General features: G+C 58.0%; 10 protein-coding genes. 3 read left to right on the top strand and 7 right to left on the bottom strand.

Going from position 1 to position 16,400, the window contains the following annotated elements; translation table 11 throughout:
* Window positions 1-148 precede the first annotated feature (148 nt).
* The 3 genes from FFS28_RS12615 to FFS28_RS12605 are packed head-to-tail and all read right to left on the bottom strand — an operon-like array spanning window position 149 to window position 4,728.
* A complete protein-coding gene (locus FFS28_RS12615) occupies window positions 149-721 on the bottom strand; it encodes a PTS sugar transporter subunit IIA (RefSeq protein ID WP_137849708.1) in 573 nt (190 codons plus the stop codon).
* Window position 722: 1 nt separating this feature from the next.
* A complete protein-coding gene (locus tag FFS28_RS12610; protein ID WP_137849707.1) occupies window positions 723-3,320 on the bottom strand; it encodes a glycoside hydrolase family 38 N-terminal domain-containing protein in 2,598 nt (865 codons plus the stop codon).
* A 10-nt stretch (window positions 3,321-3,330) separates the two neighbouring features.
* Window positions 3,331-4,728, bottom strand: coding sequence for a PTS fructose transporter subunit IIC (locus tag FFS28_RS12605; protein WP_137849706.1), 1,398 nt, complete (start codon window positions 4,726-4,728; stop codon window positions 3,331-3,333).
* 179 nt (window positions 4,729-4,907) lie between these two features.
* Between FFS28_RS12605 and FFS28_RS12600 the strand changes: the two genes are divergently transcribed.
* Window positions 4,908-5,567, top strand: a complete 660-nt coding sequence (locus FFS28_RS12600) for a MurR/RpiR family transcriptional regulator (RefSeq protein WP_006179078.1) — start codon at window positions 4,908-4,910, stop codon at window positions 5,565-5,567.
* A gap of 8 nt (window positions 5,568-5,575) precedes the next feature.
* On the opposite strand, the gene FFS28_RS12595 is transcribed toward FFS28_RS12600, so the two are convergent.
* From FFS28_RS12595 to treR, 4 genes are all read right to left on the bottom strand, one after another.
* Complete coding sequence (locus FFS28_RS12595; protein ID WP_137849705.1) at window positions 5,576-6,322, bottom strand: oligogalacturonate-specific porin KdgM family protein; 747 nt, start codon at window positions 6,320-6,322, stop codon at window positions 5,576-5,578.
* Window positions 6,323-6,462: 140 nt separating this feature from the next.
* On the bottom strand, window positions 6,463-8,106 hold the full coding sequence (gene treC / locus FFS28_RS12590) for an alpha,alpha-phosphotrehalase (RefSeq protein ID WP_137849704.1): 1,644 nt from the start codon (window positions 8,104-8,106) through the stop codon (window positions 6,463-6,465).
* 52 nt (window positions 8,107-8,158) lie between these two features.
* Entirely contained in the window at window positions 8,159-9,577 is a 1,419-nt protein-coding gene (gene treB / locus FFS28_RS12585; RefSeq protein WP_088208907.1) for a PTS trehalose transporter subunit IIBC, read from the bottom strand.
* 126 nt (window positions 9,578-9,703) lie between these two features.
* Window positions 9,704-10,651, bottom strand: coding sequence for a trehalose operon repressor TreR (gene treR / locus FFS28_RS12580; RefSeq protein WP_137849703.1), 948 nt, complete (start codon window positions 10,649-10,651; stop codon window positions 9,704-9,706).
* Between the two features lie 389 nt (window positions 10,652-11,040).
* Here treR and mgtA point away from each other — a divergent pair, with 389 nt between their 5' ends.
* Together mgtA and FFS28_RS12570 are read left to right on the top strand one after the other, a co-directional pair.
* On the top strand, window positions 11,041-13,749 hold the full coding sequence (gene mgtA, locus FFS28_RS12575; RefSeq protein ID WP_137849702.1) for a magnesium-translocating P-type ATPase: 2,709 nt from the start codon (window positions 11,041-11,043) through the stop codon (window positions 13,747-13,749).
* Window positions 13,750-13,949: 200 nt separating this feature from the next.
* Window positions 13,950-16,334: a beta-N-acetylhexosaminidase gene (locus FFS28_RS12570; protein ID WP_137849701.1), complete on the top strand. Its 2,385-nt coding sequence runs from the start codon at window positions 13,950-13,952 to the stop codon at window positions 16,332-16,334.
* The last annotated feature ends 66 nt before the right edge of the window (window positions 16,335-16,400 follow it).

The raw sequence follows: 16,400 nt of genomic DNA, 5'->3' as shown, positions 1-16,400 counted from the left end.
GTTTGCGATTTTTTTGATTCAGAACAAAGTAAAAAGACGAGAGTACAAACGGCGGGCGCTACAGCCTTTGTAAAAAATAAAGGAAAAATCCGGTTATTTTTACAACAAAAACAGGCGCTCAGCGTGGGTGACCCTGAGCGCCAGCGCGTTAGCCCAAACCGATAAGCCAACGTAATCCGGCATGCAGAAAGGCTGCCGCCGCGATCGCCCCAAGGATCGTGGGAAGTAAAAGGGAGCGGGCAGGTTTATCGTCAGTCGCCGTATGCGCTTCGGCATTAAGGGCGGATAACGCCTCTTCGCACGTACGCGCTGCCAGCAGGCGGTTGCGCACACGTTCATCCGTGAGGGAGGAGGTCAGCGTAGTCAGCAGCTGCATATGCGTGCTGCCCGCTTCGGCTTCCGGTATAGCCAGCAGGAAAACCATTCTGACGTCTTCATCGCCCTCCAGACCGGGCCAGAGAATGGGGTCGTCAAACAGCGCCAGGCAAAACGCCGCCCGCTGGACCACGGGCGACTTACCGTGGGGTACGGCAAGCTCCTCGCCAAGCGCGGTGGGGCCTTCACTCTCGCGTTGCAGCACGCAGCGAATAAACGCCTCTTTATCGCCGATCAGGTTGCGCACCGCCAGGGAGGCGGACATCCGTTCGATCAGCGCGTCAGGCGTAGATAAAGGGGGATTGATAAAAATCAGGTCCGGGTACGTCAACGCACGCAAATTCATATTAAACCTCAAGCAAAAAGTCGCAGGTACAGGAAGGGGCAATCAGGGTTACCGGCGGAACGGGCTCTTCGAGATAGTTGATCTGTAAAAGCCCGGCCAGGTTCTCGGGAACCGGCACCGGCTGCGTTCCGGCGTTAAATACCCGTACGATGGTTCCGGACAGAGTGCGCGCATGGGGCAGCGCAGAGAGAATGAGTGGCTCCGGCAACGACAGCAATGAACATTCCGCCGGAAGATGCCGCTCGGGATGGCGCAGCTGAAAGCGCTCGAGGCGATTATCCAGCGTGTGCAGGGATTGCCGCTGGTAGGTAAAGGGCTGACCGCAGGCCTGATTTTCCAGCTGACGCAGCGTGAGATGGTCGGCATTGTCCGCCAGCGCAACGCTAAACGAAAAGTGCAGCTGCTTGAGCAACTGCGCATCCGGTGTTTCGACCACCGTATTGTTAATGCCCGATGCGCGCCCTGGTCGCCACTCAAGGTTGCTACGCCCCAGTACGCCAGTGGACTTAAACAGCGTCAGCGCAATAGCAGCCTGTTTCGTCCCGACAACCTGAAACTCTTTCATGCCGCGGCTATTTACCACCAGCGCTTTACCCGGCTCGGCGATGGCGATGATCCCCTCGCTGGTTTCGATATCCACCGGCCGCTCGCGATAGTGCGCCTGCCAGTTCAGGTCGTCACACCCCGTTGGGCGGTGAACGATGTCGAACGGCTGCGACGCAATGGACGTTCGGGTACGAATGTCGCTGTTAATGAGCAGGCGCAACCGATGGTCGCAGACGCTGTTTTCAAGAGAGATATCAACATACAGATTGGGGTCGCCCTGACGCAGCTCGCACACGACGTGGATCGTGAGCGGTATGAAGCTGTTATCCGTGCGGGAAGAGAGGTCTCGCGGCAGGTATAACAGGGCCTCAAGCTCCATCCGCTCAATGAGAGTATGCTTTTTGCAGTCGATCAGGGTGAAGTGCCAGCAGCGGGTGGGTTCATCCTCCGGCAGGGGCGAAAAATCGTAGCTGTCTCCGGCATCCGCACAGTCTTCCAAGCTAAACAGCCCGGTGATGCACCTGCCGTTGCGCTTATCGTGAAGCGTAAGCGTACCGGCGTCGATTGCCAGCCGACAGACTTCATTTTCAATCTCGCTGGCCGTTTCCTGGCGCGTCGGCACAAACGCTGCGGGGTTGGCTTGAACGGTAATGGCCCGGTAGCCAACGGCAGGCAGCGCCTGCGCCAGCAGCGCAATGTGCCAGCGGTAATAAGGCGGCAGGGGCGTTTCACATTCCCCCTGCGAACCGAGAGAGATAACGCTTCCTCCGGGCAGGGTTTCTCTGGACAGCACCTCAAAGGCGAGCGGCTTACCCTGATGCGTCAGCGCGATATTGTCGGCGCGGCTGTACAACGTGGTTTTGACCACGCGGCTGGTGCGGCTTGGCAGGGCGTTGAAGATAAGCAGATCGCCGTCGTCGCAGCTTGCTATCGCCAGCCCCTTAACGACCAGATTCCACAAGCTGTGGCAAAGCTGCCAGGTCTGCTCCAGGCGATGAAGAATATCCCGGTTCGTCGCGTCGCTGTTACATCCGCCCATGGAGTCATGGGCATGGCAGCGCAGCAGTTTTTTCCACAGGGTATCGACCAGCCCCAGACTGACCGGAATTCCCTGATGGCGCGCAATCGCAATCGCAGGCTCCAGCTGGCGCAGGATGAACTGTTCAATCTCGTCGTTTTTCTTTTTGATGTCGTAGCGCACGGAGCCGATGGTTTTGTGGATCCGGGTGTAGCGCGGTGATTTCAGCTCGCCTTCCCATACCTCAAGCCGCTCGCGCTGCGGGCGCAGGCTCTCCACGTACTCCTCAAGCGAGCTGAGGAAATAGCGGTCACGGGCGGGGGAGCGCTCGCTCGCCGTTTGCAGCGTGCGCGGCAGCGTCGGGTCGATGCTAACCTGATCGCCGCCGCAGGGCAGCAGCAGGTTGTCGATGCCCGCACGTTCGCGCAGCAGATCGACAATCGGGAAGATTTTGTTTTCAAGATGGTGGGGATCGGCGTGCATATTTTTGGCCGCGCCGTAACCCAGCGCCATCGCGCAGGCGATAACCGTTTCGCCAGAGGGGGCGCGCCACAGAAACTGACTGTTTTTGGCCATGCGATCGTGGTCGATCCCGCGCCAGAAGACGATGTTATCGATATTGCAGCCGCGCAGGATCGTTGGTATTTGCGCGTTGTGTCCGAAGGTGTCCGGCAGATAGCCCACCTGCATCGCGTGCCCGAGCGCCCGCGCGGCGGCAATGCCATATTTCAGGTTACGCACGATCGACTCACCGTGAACGTTCCAGCTGTCGGTTTGGGTATACCACGGCCCGACAAACAGCCGTTTCTCGCTGACCAGCTTCTTCAGGCGCGGCGTGTATTCCGGATTCACGGCCAGGAAATCGTCCACCACCGCCATCTGCCCATCAAGATGGTAGCAACGGTAGGTCGGGTCCTGCTCCAGCGTGTCGATAACGTCTGCAAAGTTCCAGGATGCCAGCACCGTGCTGTCCTGACGCGTGAAATACCACTCCTGATCCCAGTGCGTATGGGCAATAACGTGAATTTGACTCATGATATTTCCCTTAATCCGCGTTTTTAGGGCTGACGTAGAGCACGCCTAACGCGCAGATCAGCGCGCCCACGCACACGCTGGCAAGATAGCCTGCCACGTTTGTGGCCAGCGGCCATCCCCAGATGGCGGGCAGGGGAAGCGTCTGCTTCACCTCCAGGGCAATCGCCAGCAGCGCGCCAGAGACGGCGCCGATCATAAACACGGGGATCAGGCGCGGGTTTTTCAGGATGAAGGGGATTGCGCCCTCTGAAATGCCAATCAGGCCCAGCAGCAGCGAGGTACTGCCAACGGTTTTCTCTTCGCGGGAAAACACGTCCGGCAGGCCAAAGCGGCCATTCAGGAACGCCGCAAGGCCGACGCCGATGGAAGGGATCACGATGGATAATTCGCGGGCGGTTAAATCAAAGGTTTCGCTCACGCCGTTCAGGCCGAGCGCCACCGAACCCGCCGCTTTATTGACAGGCCCACCCAGATCGAACGCGGTGCCTGCGGCGATCATCGCTGAATAGAAGCCGCGTCCGGTATCGCCTGCCGAGGTAAAAAACACCACCATCAGCTGGTTGAGTGAACCGAAAACCGGATTGATCAGATATTCCATCACCATCACCAGCGTGATGCCGGTGATCAGCGGCACGAGCAGCATGGTTTTGATGGTGGTGAGCTGCTGGCGGACGTGGATAGTATCGTTAAGCCACCGCACCAGATAACCCACGAAAAAGCCGATGCCAATGGCGCCAAAAAAGCCCGACGGCATAAAGGTCTCAATGTCGAAAAAGCGCTTATACACCTCATCGGACATAATGCCGCCGATAAGCCCAGGGATCAGGGCGGGCTTGCCGGCAATCGAAAACGCCAGATACATGGCGAACACCGGATACATGAACTTAATGGTCATAAAGCCGAGCTTATCCAGCAGGCTAAACGGTGAATGCTCAATGTTGATGAATTGCCCGGTGATTTTGGCCGTCGCCATCATCAGGCCGCCCATTACAACCACGGGTAACATGTAGCTGATGGCCGCCATGATGTGGCCGATAAAAATCTGGTAGGCGGAGCGCGTAATCTCCGGCTCTTGTTCCCCGGCTTCGGCGCGTTTTCCCATCGCTAAAGCCTGGCGCAGGTAGCGGTCGGTATCCTTGATAAGCTCCTGGGTGCGCGTTTTAAGGTGCGGAACGCCGTCAAAACGTTCCACATCCTGAATGGGCACGTCGGTCGCCAGGATAATCGCGCTGGCGTTGGCAATATCCTGTTTGGTGAGCCTGTTTTTGACGCCGTCGCTTCCCTGCGTTTCGACCTTGACCTCAATGTTGTGCTGTTTTGCCCAGGCCATAATTTTATTGGTGGCCATAAAAGTGTGCGCTATTCCTGTCGGACAGGCCGTTACAGCGATAATTTTTTGTTTCATCATTGTAATAAATTCCTGACTGTGAAAATAACGGCAGTATAAAGAGAAACAAAAACAAGCCTTAATGTTTGCTAATACTAATTGCGTATCACGATACGCCTTGATGCAATGTGTGAAGCGCCTTCCAGAGACTATTTCCGTGAGATGTTAATATAGCGTCTGGTTTTAACAGGGCGTGATATATGAATTCTTTTCAGGGAAGTGAACGTTTAATATTTGAATACATCCAGTTCCATGCGCATTCTATTTCTAATATTTCCGCAAAAGAGATTGCCCGGGATACATTTACCACCACGACATCGGTTAACCGCGTCTGTAAAAAGATGGGGTATAAGAGCTATACCGAGCTTCGGTATCGTTTTCTGGGCGATCAATCGCTGGCCTCACCCGCCGCCCCCTGCGGGGTGGCAAATGAAGAGGGGATTGTGACGGAGGTCTCCGGGCTGCTGGTGCACGCCAGCCATATCTACCTGTACGCGCGGGGTGCCTCGCTTACCAGCCTCAACTACCTGTCGCGCTTTTTGTCGCTGGCGAGCCTGCCGCATCTGATCCTCAACGACATGCACCAGCTCACGCGCGTGTCGAAAGGGACGCTGGTGCTGATCAGTAAATCAGGCGAGACCCAGTCGCTTATCGAAATGGCGCGTAACGCGCTGCGAAAAGGGCTGAAGATTGTGGCGATCACCCGTCAGGGATCGTCGCTGGCTGCTTTGGCGACGCTTTGCTGGCCGTTAACAATTGATATCAGCGCGGTTTCGCTCTATCAGCGGGAAGGGCAGCTTGAGCTGCTAAGTGCCGTGGACCGCATCGGCTGCAGGCTTTTGCAGCACGATGCGGTATAAGGTCGCGGTTAAAGCTGTTTAACAATGCCCAGGCGAACGGCGTAATCATTTTTATGATTGCCGTCGTCATCGATGTAGGTTTTATCCAGCGAGACCAGTTCGACATACGGCGTCCAGCCGTCGTCGAGCTTATAGTTGAACGCCACGGTATGCTCCCAGTAGGTATCATCCCCGGTCCCCTGATCGACATTATCCTGCCAGCGGAAACGCGGGTTATAGGACATACCGAATTTACCAATGTTATAGGCAAACCAGATATCGAACTGATGGGATTCACGGCGGGTATAGCCGCTGCCGTCCAGCTGTTTATCACTGTGCGCGTCGTTTACGGTGTTGTAGCGATAGCGTGTGGAGAGATTGAGGCCATTGTCGAAGGCTTTCCATCCCTGGATAAAGGGACGGTAGTGCGTGTTGCTGGCGGTGAAAACGGTCACCATACCGGGCGCAACGGCGAAACCATTGCCGAGATCGAAGCGCCAGCGCGTCTCAATTTCCTGCGCGGCTTCGGTTAAGCCTTTATCGTCGGCGTTATATCGGTCGGTATCGCCAAAAAAGGTATCGTTATGATTTTGTGCAGCCTCAACGGAAAAGTAAAAACCGTTATCCGCCTGATGCATAACCTTAATACGGGAGTCGTTTACGTCAGATCGCGTATTATGACCAAAACGCAGATCGACGGCGGTATTTCCGCACCATCCCTGAGCGCTGATTAATAATGCGCTAATACAACTTGCTTTAATAATTGTCTGTTTCATCATATCCTGCCGGGGTTATTTAATTGGCAGGGCTATTTTTATTTTTGCCGTTGCAATATGTAAAAGTTATTGTCATACATTTAGCGTATCGCTAAACGCGGAAATAGCGGAGATACGACCCGCGCCGTATCTCCTGAGGTTTACGCCTGCAGCCACCAGACGGCTTCAAACGGCCGGAGCACTGCCGCGTCTGGACCGGCATAGTTGCTCATTACCACGTTCCACTCGCCGTGCAGGGCATCGGGACGCCACTCCTGAGGCGCAGGGCTGAGGTTTGCGGCCACGATCAGAGTTTGCCCCTGCCACTGGCGGCGGTAGCACCACAGATAAGGGTGGTCAGGCAGAAGATCCTCATAATCCCCCCACGTCAGCACTGGCAGGGTTTTACGCAGACGAATCAGCGCTTGATAGGTATAAAACACCGAATCCGGGTCATCCAGCGCCGCGCGGGCGTTCACGGTTTCGTAGTTATCGCAGACGTTAATCCAGGGTTCGCCTGCGGTAAAGCCCGCGTTGTGCGAGGCATCCCACTGCATTGGCGTGCGGCCATTATCGCGGGATTTACTCGCCAGGATCGCCAGCAGTTCATCCGGATCGCGACCGGTTGCCCGCAGTTCGGCGAACATGTTCAGACTTTCCACGTCGCGATAGTCGGTGATGCGCGTGAAGTGCGGGTTGGTCATGCCAATCTCTTCGCCCTGATAGATATAAGGCGTGCCCTGCATGCCGTGCAACACCATGCCGAGCATCTTCGCGGCGGCGACGCGGTATTCCCCCTCGTCACCAAAGCGCGACACAATGCGCGGCTGATCGTGGTTACACCAGAACAGCGCGTTCCAGGCTTTGTTATGCATCCCCTGCTGCCAGTGGCTGAACAGGGTTTTCAGCGCCACGAAGTTTGGTTTTGCCTTCGTCCACTTTTCGCCGCCGGGATAATCGACCTTGAGGTGATGGAAATTAAAGGTCATCGACAGCTCCCGGCCATCGAGCGATGCGTACTGCTGGCAGTTCTCCAGCGAGGTGGATGACATTTCGCCTACGGTCATCAGGTTGCGCGGCGTAAAGACGTCGCGGCTCAGCTCCTGCAGATACTCGTGAATGCGCGGCCCGTCGGTATAGAAGCGGCGGCCATCGCCCACGTCGTCGTTCGGGAAATTCTGGTCTTTTGAAATCAGGTTGATCACGTCGAGACGCAGGCCGTCCACGCCGCGATCGGCCCAGAATTCGCACACGCTTTTTAGCTCGGCGCGTACGTCAGGATTCTCCCAGTTGAGGTCCGCCTGCTCCGGGGCGAAAAGGTGCAGATAATACTGCTCGCTCTCGGCATGCCAGCGCCAGGCGTTGCCGCCGAATTTCGAACGCCAGTTGTTAGGCAACTGGTCCGGCGTGCCGTCGCGCCAGATGTAGAACTGACGATACGGGCTGGCTTTATTCAGCGATTCGCGGAACCAGGCGTGCTGCGTTGAGGTGTGGTTCAGCACCATATCCAGAACAATGCGAATGCCGCGCTGGTGCGCCTCGGCGACCAACTCATCAAAATCGTCCAGCGTACCGTAGGCCGGATCGATGGCGGTGTAATTCGCCACATCGTAACCGTTATCCACCTGCGGGGAGATGTAAAACGGCGTCAGCCAGATGGCGTCGATCCCGAGCGTTTTGAGGTAATCAAGACGCTGCGTTACGCCGCGTAAATCGCCGGTGCCGCGCCCGGTCGTGTCCTGGAAGCTCTTCGGGTAGATCTGATAGATGACGCCGTTCTGCCACCAGTGAGGAAGGGTATTCATAATGCGTTCCTGCAAATGCGAAGGGGGCGCAACTGCGCCCCGAAAGATAACGTTAGACGATCTGGAGCGTGCCCTGACGGAATTTACGCTGGTATATCACGGTGGTGAGCGCCATCGGGACAATAATTGCGATGGCCATTGCCAGAGCAAACACCTGCCAGAACGCGGGCTGAATGGAGAGGATGCCCGGCAGCCCGCCGACGCCGATCCCGTTCGCTATCACGCCGTTCAGGCCACACAGCAGGCCCGCCAGGCCGGAGCCGATCATTGCGCAGAGCATCGGGAAGCGATACTTCAGGTTGATGCCGTACATTGCCGGTTCGGTCACGCCGAGGTAGGCGGAGATCGCCGCCGGAACGGAGATTTCACGTTCGTTATGCTTGCGGCTGACGATGATAATGCCGGTGACCGCAGAAGCCTGTGCGATGTTAGAGAGCGCAATGATTGGCCAGACCGGCGTGCCGCCAAGGCTCTGGATCATCTGCATATCAATCGCCAGCGTGGTCTGATGCACGCCGGTGATCACCAGCGGGGCATACAGGAAGCCAAACAGCGCGGCACCAATCGGCGCGAAGCTGCCGGTCATCAGGTGACGCACCGCGAAGGCCACACCGTCGCCAATCAGGCGGCCAAACGGACCGATAAAGGCATGCGCGAGGAACACCGCAATAATCAACGAGCTGACCGGCACCACCACCAGATAGAGATAATCCGGCACCATGCGCTTGATGCGCGTCTCGATAAAGCCCAGCGTCAGGCCTGCGAGCAGGGCGGGAATCACCTGCGCCTGATAACCGACTTTTGCGATGGTAAACAGGCCGAAGTTCCATACTTCCGGCACCTGCTGACCAAGTAAGTAAGCGTTCATTAACTGTGGAGAGACCAGCGTGACGCCCAGTACGATGCCGAGAATCGGCGTACCGCCCATCTTGCGCACCGCGGACCAGCAGATCCCCACCGGCAGATAGAAGAAGATCGCTTCGCCAATCAGCCACAGGAAATCATAGATGCTTTGCAGGGCCGGGTACATCTGCGCCAGCGTTTTGCCGTCGCTCATCGGCACGTCCCCGATGACGTTGCGGAACCCTAAGATTAAACCCCCGCTGATCAGCGCCGGCAGCAGCGGGAAGAAAATCTCTGCGAAATGGGAGATAAGCTGTTCGTGCCACTTCATATTCTGGCGCGCGGCTTTCTTCGCCTGCTCTTTATCGGCGGAGGAATGCCCGGTTGTCGCCAGCAGAGCCTGATAGTAATCGCCCACTTCGGTACCAATAACGACCTGGAACTGACCGGCGTTGGTGAAGCAGCCTTTGACCATCGACAGCTCTTCAATGGCTTTAGGGTTGGCTTTGGCCGGATCGTTCAGCACGAAGCGCAGGCGGGTAATACAGTGGCTGACGGTCGCAATGTTCTCGCGTCCGCCGACCAGGACGATCAACTGGTCGATATCTGCTTGTCTGACTTTACTCATCATGAAACCTCATGATCTATTGATAGGGGTTATGACCTGAGCGCAAGCCTACTCTTTAAGCGTGACGGCGAAAACGGGAACGTTCCCGAAATTGGGGGAGGATCACAATAATCTGATGTTGGAGGGTTAAGCCAGATGTGAGGGAATAACGATCTGGCGCGGCTCCGCGCGGCCATTAATCTGCTCTATCAACTGCGCGGCTGCCTGTCGGCCAGACTCCGCGTAGCCGGGGTCGACGGTGATGATCTCCGGGTGCAGGAACTTCATCAGCGGCGTGCTGCCCACGCTTGCGACCTGCAAATCGGTAATACGCTGTTCATGTAAATACTTACTTACGCCAAGCGCCAGAGTATCCGTGGCGCAGACCAGCGCGGTGGTTTGGGGCGTCAGGACGCTTGCGGCCTGCTCATACCCTTGCTTCATGCCCAGGCCCGGCAGGGACGCGACGGCGGGGAGGTTATGTTTTTTACAGAACGTCAGGTATGCCTCGTGGCGGCGCTTGCCGGTGGTCACGTCGGTATGCGGGACGCCCAGATAGCTTATATAGCGATGGCCCTGCTCGAACAGGCGCTGCATCAGGGTGATAATCGCCCCCTCGTCATCGTAACAAACGGAGGCGAACCCGCTGGCATCGCGCGCCAGCAGCACCAGCGACCGCTGCCACGGCTTGAGTATCTCGTCCTGAATCCCGGAAAAGCCAAACAGCACCACGCCATCAATGTTGCGGCGCTGGAGCATGCCCAGGTGCTCTTCCACCATCTGCGGCGAGAACTTGCTCTCCATCATGATGGGATCGTAACCCTGCTCATAAAAGGCGGGAAGCATGGTCTGTACGGCGAGGTTTTCTGAGAGAGAATCCAGACGCGAGACGATAATGGCGACGACTTTGTCGCTCTGACCACGCATGGCGCGCGCGGAGCGGGAAGGGGAAAAACCGTGCTGATTCATCACCGCCTCGACGCGTTCACGCGTGCGTTCGCTGACACCGCTTTCGTTGTTGAGCACGCGCGAGACGGTGGATTTCCCCACGCCGCTTAAACGCGCGATGTCTTTAATCGTAAGGCGGTTCTGCATGCTGTTTTCCCTGTAACAACGACAAAATGGTCAATTGAGCCTAATGCTATAGCGCGAATTCGCTATGGGCAAAGTCTGGTTTACGTTAGGTTTATTTGCCTGGGGTTATAATACCGCCCGAATCGTCACAAACGGTATGGATAAATCCTTATACTGCGCGGCGACATCCCACTTTTTACTTACCGGAGGCTATATGGATCCCGATCCCGCCCCTCTCCTGAACGGGAGAGCAATTTCTTACCGGTAAGCCAGCCTCCGCGCTGCTCACCGGTTACGTGAGGCAGCGCGTTTTAAACGCTCCTGCTTGAAATCTTAAGTGCCCCTCAGGCCCGGCTTTGTCGCGCCTGCAGGAAAGACTGCATCCGCCCGGCGGATGCGGGGAGCTTACTATGCTTAAAAATATTACTCGCCAGCTGCTTGCCCAGCTGAGCCGTCATCTGCCACGTCGCCTGACCGAGCGCGACCCGCTGCCGAACGCCAAACATCTGGCCGGTGCGGCGATCCCGGTATCCCTGACCAAACGCTGCCTGAACGTGGCGGCAATGGATGAAAACGAAGTCTGGCGCGCCTTTGGCGGACATCCGGAAGGGCTGAACGCGCTTGAAGTGGAAAAAATCCGCGCCGTGCACGGCGACAACCAGATCCCGGCGCAAAAGCCGTCTCCGTGGTGGGTGCACCTGTGGCACTGCTACCGTAACCCGTTCAACCTGCTGCTGACCGTGCTGGGCATTATCTCCTACGCGACCGAAGATCTGTTTGCCGCCGGGGTGATTGCGCTGATGGTGGGCATCTCCACGTTACTCAATTTCATTCAGGAAGCCCGCTCCACCAAAGCGGCGGACGCCCTGAAAGCGATGGTCAGCAACACGGCGACCGTCTCCCGCGTGATTAACGATCTGGGGGAAAACGCCTGGGTTGAGCTGCCTATCGACCAGCTGGTGCCGGGCGATCTGGTGAAGCTCGCCGCCGGGGATATGATCCCCGCGGATTTACGCATCATTCAGGCCCGCGATCTGTTTGTGGCGCAGGCCTCGCTGACCGGTGAATCCCTGCCGGTTGAGAAAGTGGCGCGCACTCGCGAGCCGCAGCAGGTAAACCCGCTGGAGTGCGATACCCTGTGCTTTATGGGCACCACGGTGGTGAGCGGCACGGCGCAGGCGATTGTCACCGCGACCGGGGGCAACACCTGGTTTGGGCAGCTGGCCGGGCGCGTCACCGAGCAGGAGAGCGAGCCGAATGCGTTCCAGAAGGGCATTGGCCGCGTCAGCATGCTGCTGATCCGCTTTATGATGGTGATGACGCCAATTGTGCTGCTGATCAACGGCTACACCAAGGGCGACTGGTGGGAAGCGGCGCTGTTCGCGCTCTCCGTGGCCGTCGGCCTGACGCCGGAAATGCTGCCGATGATTGTGACCTCCACCCTGGCACGCGGGGCAGTCAAACTCTCTAAGCAAAAAGTTATCGTTAAGCACCTCGACGCCATTCAAAACTTCGGCGCGATGGACATTCTCTGCACCGATAAAACCGGCACGCTGACCCAGGACAAAATCGTGCTGGAGAACCACACCGATATCGCCGGTAAAACCAGCGATCGCGTGCTGCACAGCGCCTGGCTCAACAGCCATTACCAGACCGGGCTGAAAAACCTGCTCGACGTCGCCGTGCTGGAAGGCGTAGACGAAGAGTCTGCCCGCACGCTCTCTGGCCGCTGGCAGAAGGTGGATGAGATCCCGTTCGACTTCGAGCGCCGCCGCATGTCGGTTGTGGTGAGCGAGCAAGAGGATGTGCATCAGCTGATTTGCAAAGGGGCGCTGCAGGAGATCCTCAACGTTTCAACCCAGGTGCGCCATAACGGCGAGATTGTGCCGCTGGACGACACCATGCTGCGCCGCATCAAACGCGTCACCGACAACCTGAACCGACAGGGACTGCGCGTGGTGGCGGTCGCCAGCAAGTTCCTGCCCGCGCGGGAAGGGGACTATCAGCGTATCGATGAATCCGATTTGATCCTCGAAGGTTACATCGCATTCCTCGATCCGCCGAAAGAGACCACCGCGCCGGCGCTGAAGGCGCTGAAGGCCAGCGGTATTACCGTGAAAATCCTGACCGGCGACAGTGAGCTGGTGGCGGCGAAAGTGTGCCACGAAGTGGGGCTGGACGCGGGCGATGTGGTGGTGGGCAGCGACATTGAGCCCCTGTCCGACGATGAACTGGCGGCCCTTGCCCAGCGCACCACGCTGTTTGCCCGCCTGACGCCGATGCACAAAGAGCGCATTGTCACTCTGCTACGCCGCGAAGGCCACGTGGTGGGCTTTATGGGCGACGGCATTAACGATGCCCCGGCACTGCGCGCGGCGGACATTGGTATTTCCGTCGACGGCGCGGTGGATATTGCCCGTGAAGCGGCGGATATCATCCTGCTGGAAAAGAGCCTGATGGTGCTGGAGGAGGGCGTGATCGAAGGGCGTCGTACCTTTGCCAACATGCTTAAGTACATCAAGATGACCGCCAGCTCCAACTTTGGTAACGTCTTCAGCGTGCTGGTGGCGAGCGCGTTCCTGCCGTTCCTGCCAATGCTGCCGCTGCACCTGCTGATCCAGAACCTGATGTACGATGTCTCTCAGGTGGCGATCCCGTTTGATAACGTTGATGATGAGCAGATCCAGAAGCCGCAGCGCTGGAACCCGTCCGATCTTGGCCGCTTTATGCTGTTCTTCGGCCCGATCAGCTCGATCTTCGACATCCTGACCTTCTGCCTGATGTGGTTTGTGTTCCACGCCAACACGCCTGAACACCAGACGCTGTTCCAGTCCGGCTGGTTCGTGGTGGGGCTGCTGTCGCAAACGCTGGTGGTGCATATGATCCGCACGCGCCGCATTCCGTTCATCCAGAGCCGTGCCGCGTGGCCGCTGATCGTCATGACCGGCATCGTGATGGCGCTCGGTATCGCGCTGCCGTTCTCGCCGCTGGCGAGCTACCTGCAGCTGCAGGCGCTGCCGCTGAGCTACTTCCCATGGCTGGTGGCTATCCTCGCGGGTTACATGGTGCTGACGCAGATGGTGAAAGGGTTCTATGCGCGCCGGTATGGGTGGCAGTAAAACCACGCCCGGTGGCGCTGCGCTTACCGGGCCTACGATCCAAACGTAGGCCGGGTAAGGCGAAGCCGCCACCCGGCAGATAGCTTTCCTCCTAAATTCAACAACCTGTGATCTGCGTCGGCCCTTGCGCTTGACGACAATTTGTACGCATGTTAACAAAATGTTTTGCCTTTATTTGGCCCGTCAGATAAGGAACATTCATGTTACGGTACAGTCTCTTAACCGCCGGGCTTATGCTCGGCGCTTCCGCATTTGCCGATCCGGCAGGCGATCTCCCGTTGATGCCCTGGCCTGCAAAGGTCGAACGCCCCACCACGCAGGGGGCGCTGGTACTCACCGATAACCTCTCCGTCAGCGTCAGCGGCGACGATCTCGGTGAGGCGGTCAACCGTCTGCGTCAGCGTATTGCCCTGCAAACCGGCTGGACGCTCCAGCCGCAGGCCGGGAAACCTGAAAAACCCACCATCCGCATTGCGATAGCCAAAAAGGTCAAACCGCAGCCGCTGCCCGACAGCGATGAAAGCTACAGGCTCGTCGTGGATGCCAGCGGCGTGACGATCTCGGCCAACACGCGTTTTGGCGCATTGCGCGGGATGGAAACGCTGCTCCAGCTTGTTCAAAACGGCGCGGAAAACACCTCGCTGCCGTGGGTGACGATAGAGGATTCCCCCCGCTTCCCGTGGCGCGGCCTGCTGCTGGATTCGGCGCGGCATTTCATTCCCCTGCCGGATATCAAACGTCAAATTGACGGTATGGCGGCGGCAAAGCTCAACGTGCTGCACTGGCATTTGACCGACGATCAGGGCTGGCGCTTCACCTCGACGCGCTACCCTAAACTGACCCAGCTTGCCAGCGACGGGCTGTTTTATACCCCTGAGCAGATGCGCGAGATCGTGCGTTACGCCACCGAACGCGGCATCCGCGTGGTGCCGGAAATCGACATGCCGGGTCACGCTTCGGCAATTGCCGTGGCCTATCCTGAGCTGATGAGCGCCCCGGGGCCGTATCAGATGGAGCGCCACTGGGGCGTGCTGAAGCCGGTTCTCGATCCGACAAAAGAGGCGACCTATACCTTTGCCGACGCGATGGTCAGCGAACTGGCGGCGATCTTCCCCGATCCGTATCTGCATATCGGCGGTGACGAGGTGGACGACACCCAGTGGAAAGAAAACGCCGCCATTCAGACATTCATGCGCGGTAACAAACTGGCGGACAGCCACGCGCTGCAGGCGCACTTCAACCGTCGGCTGGAGACGATCCTCGAAAAACATCACCGCCAGATGGTTGGCTGGGACGAGATCTTCCATCCCGATCTGCCGAAAAGCATTCTAATCCAGTCCTGGCAGGGACAGGACGCACTGGGGCAGGTGGCGCAGAAGGGCTATAAAGGGATCCTTTCGACGGGCTTTTACCTCGACCAGCCGCAGTCCACCGCCTACCACTATCGCAACGAAATCCTCCCCCAGGGGCTGAACGGGGTGGATGTTATTGCCGATGACGATAGCGCGCAGAGCTGGTCCTTCTCCATGCCGCGCCTGAAAGGCAAGCCGGTAGAGGGGAGCTTTACGCTGGTGAAAGGCAATGCGGGCTGGCGCGGTTTCATTGATTTTGCCGGCAAATCTCGCCGTGCGGTGCAGGATATCCAGTGGCGCGACGACAATCAGGTGACCTTCACCGTGGACACCTGGATGGGGGAAACGCGACCGGTGGTTTCTGTTAATAACGACACCCTCGGCGGCTATTTCCTGGTGGGTAACGCCCGGTATCCGATCGTCGGCAAACGGCTGGATGAGATACCGAAAGGCGTCGCCCCGGTCGTTCCGTCGCCCGGCAACCAGGCCAACCTGCTCGGCGGTGAAGCCGCGCTGTGGGCGGAAAACGTGGTCGCCCCGGTGCTGGACATTCGCCTGTGGCCGCGCGCCTTTGCCGTGGCGGAGCGGCTGTGGTCGGCGCAGGATGTCAACGACGTCGATAACATGTACACCCGCCTGCAGGCGATGGACAGCTGGACGACGGTGTCGGTGGGCCTCCAGCAGCACACCCAGCAGCAGGTGCAGTTTACCCGGCTGGCAAACAGCGCCGATACCTTACCGCTGCAGATCCTCGCCCAGGCGATTGAACCGGCGCAGTATTACACCCGCCAGCACCTCAAGTTCCAGGCCGGAAATTATCATCAGTTTGAGCCGCTTAACCGCCTGGCGGATGCCCTGAATGCAGAAAGCCTGACCGTGCGTCAGATGAATAAATGGGTCGACAGGCTGGTCAGCGATGCCGAGGACACGGAAAGCGCCGACGCGCTGCGCCACGTCTTCAACCGCTGGCAGAACAACACCAGCGATGCGCTGGCCTTAAGCGAGAACAGCTACCAGCTGAAGGCCATCAAGCCGGTGATTCAGGAGGTGGATAAACTGGCGTCGATAGGTCTGCGGCTGACCGATCTGGTGGCGCGCCAGGGGACGCTGGACGATAAAGAGATTGCCTCGATTCAGAACGAGCTGGATAACGCGGCGAAGATTCAGGATGAGGTGGTGATTGCGGCGGTGTATCCGCTGGAGACGCTGCTGCGCGCCACGCGGAATCAGTAAAAAGAGAAGCCCGGTAGCGCTTCGCTTATCGGGCCTACGTAACGTGTAGGCCCGGCAAACGCAGTG

This window comes from Enterobacter sp. 2VL (assembly GCF_005503595.1).
GTDB lineage: Bacteria > Pseudomonadota > Gammaproteobacteria > Enterobacterales > Enterobacteriaceae > Enterobacter > Enterobacter cancerogenus.
Note: the sequence above shows the minus strand (reverse complement) of the source record. Positions and strands in the feature narration are given on the sequence as shown.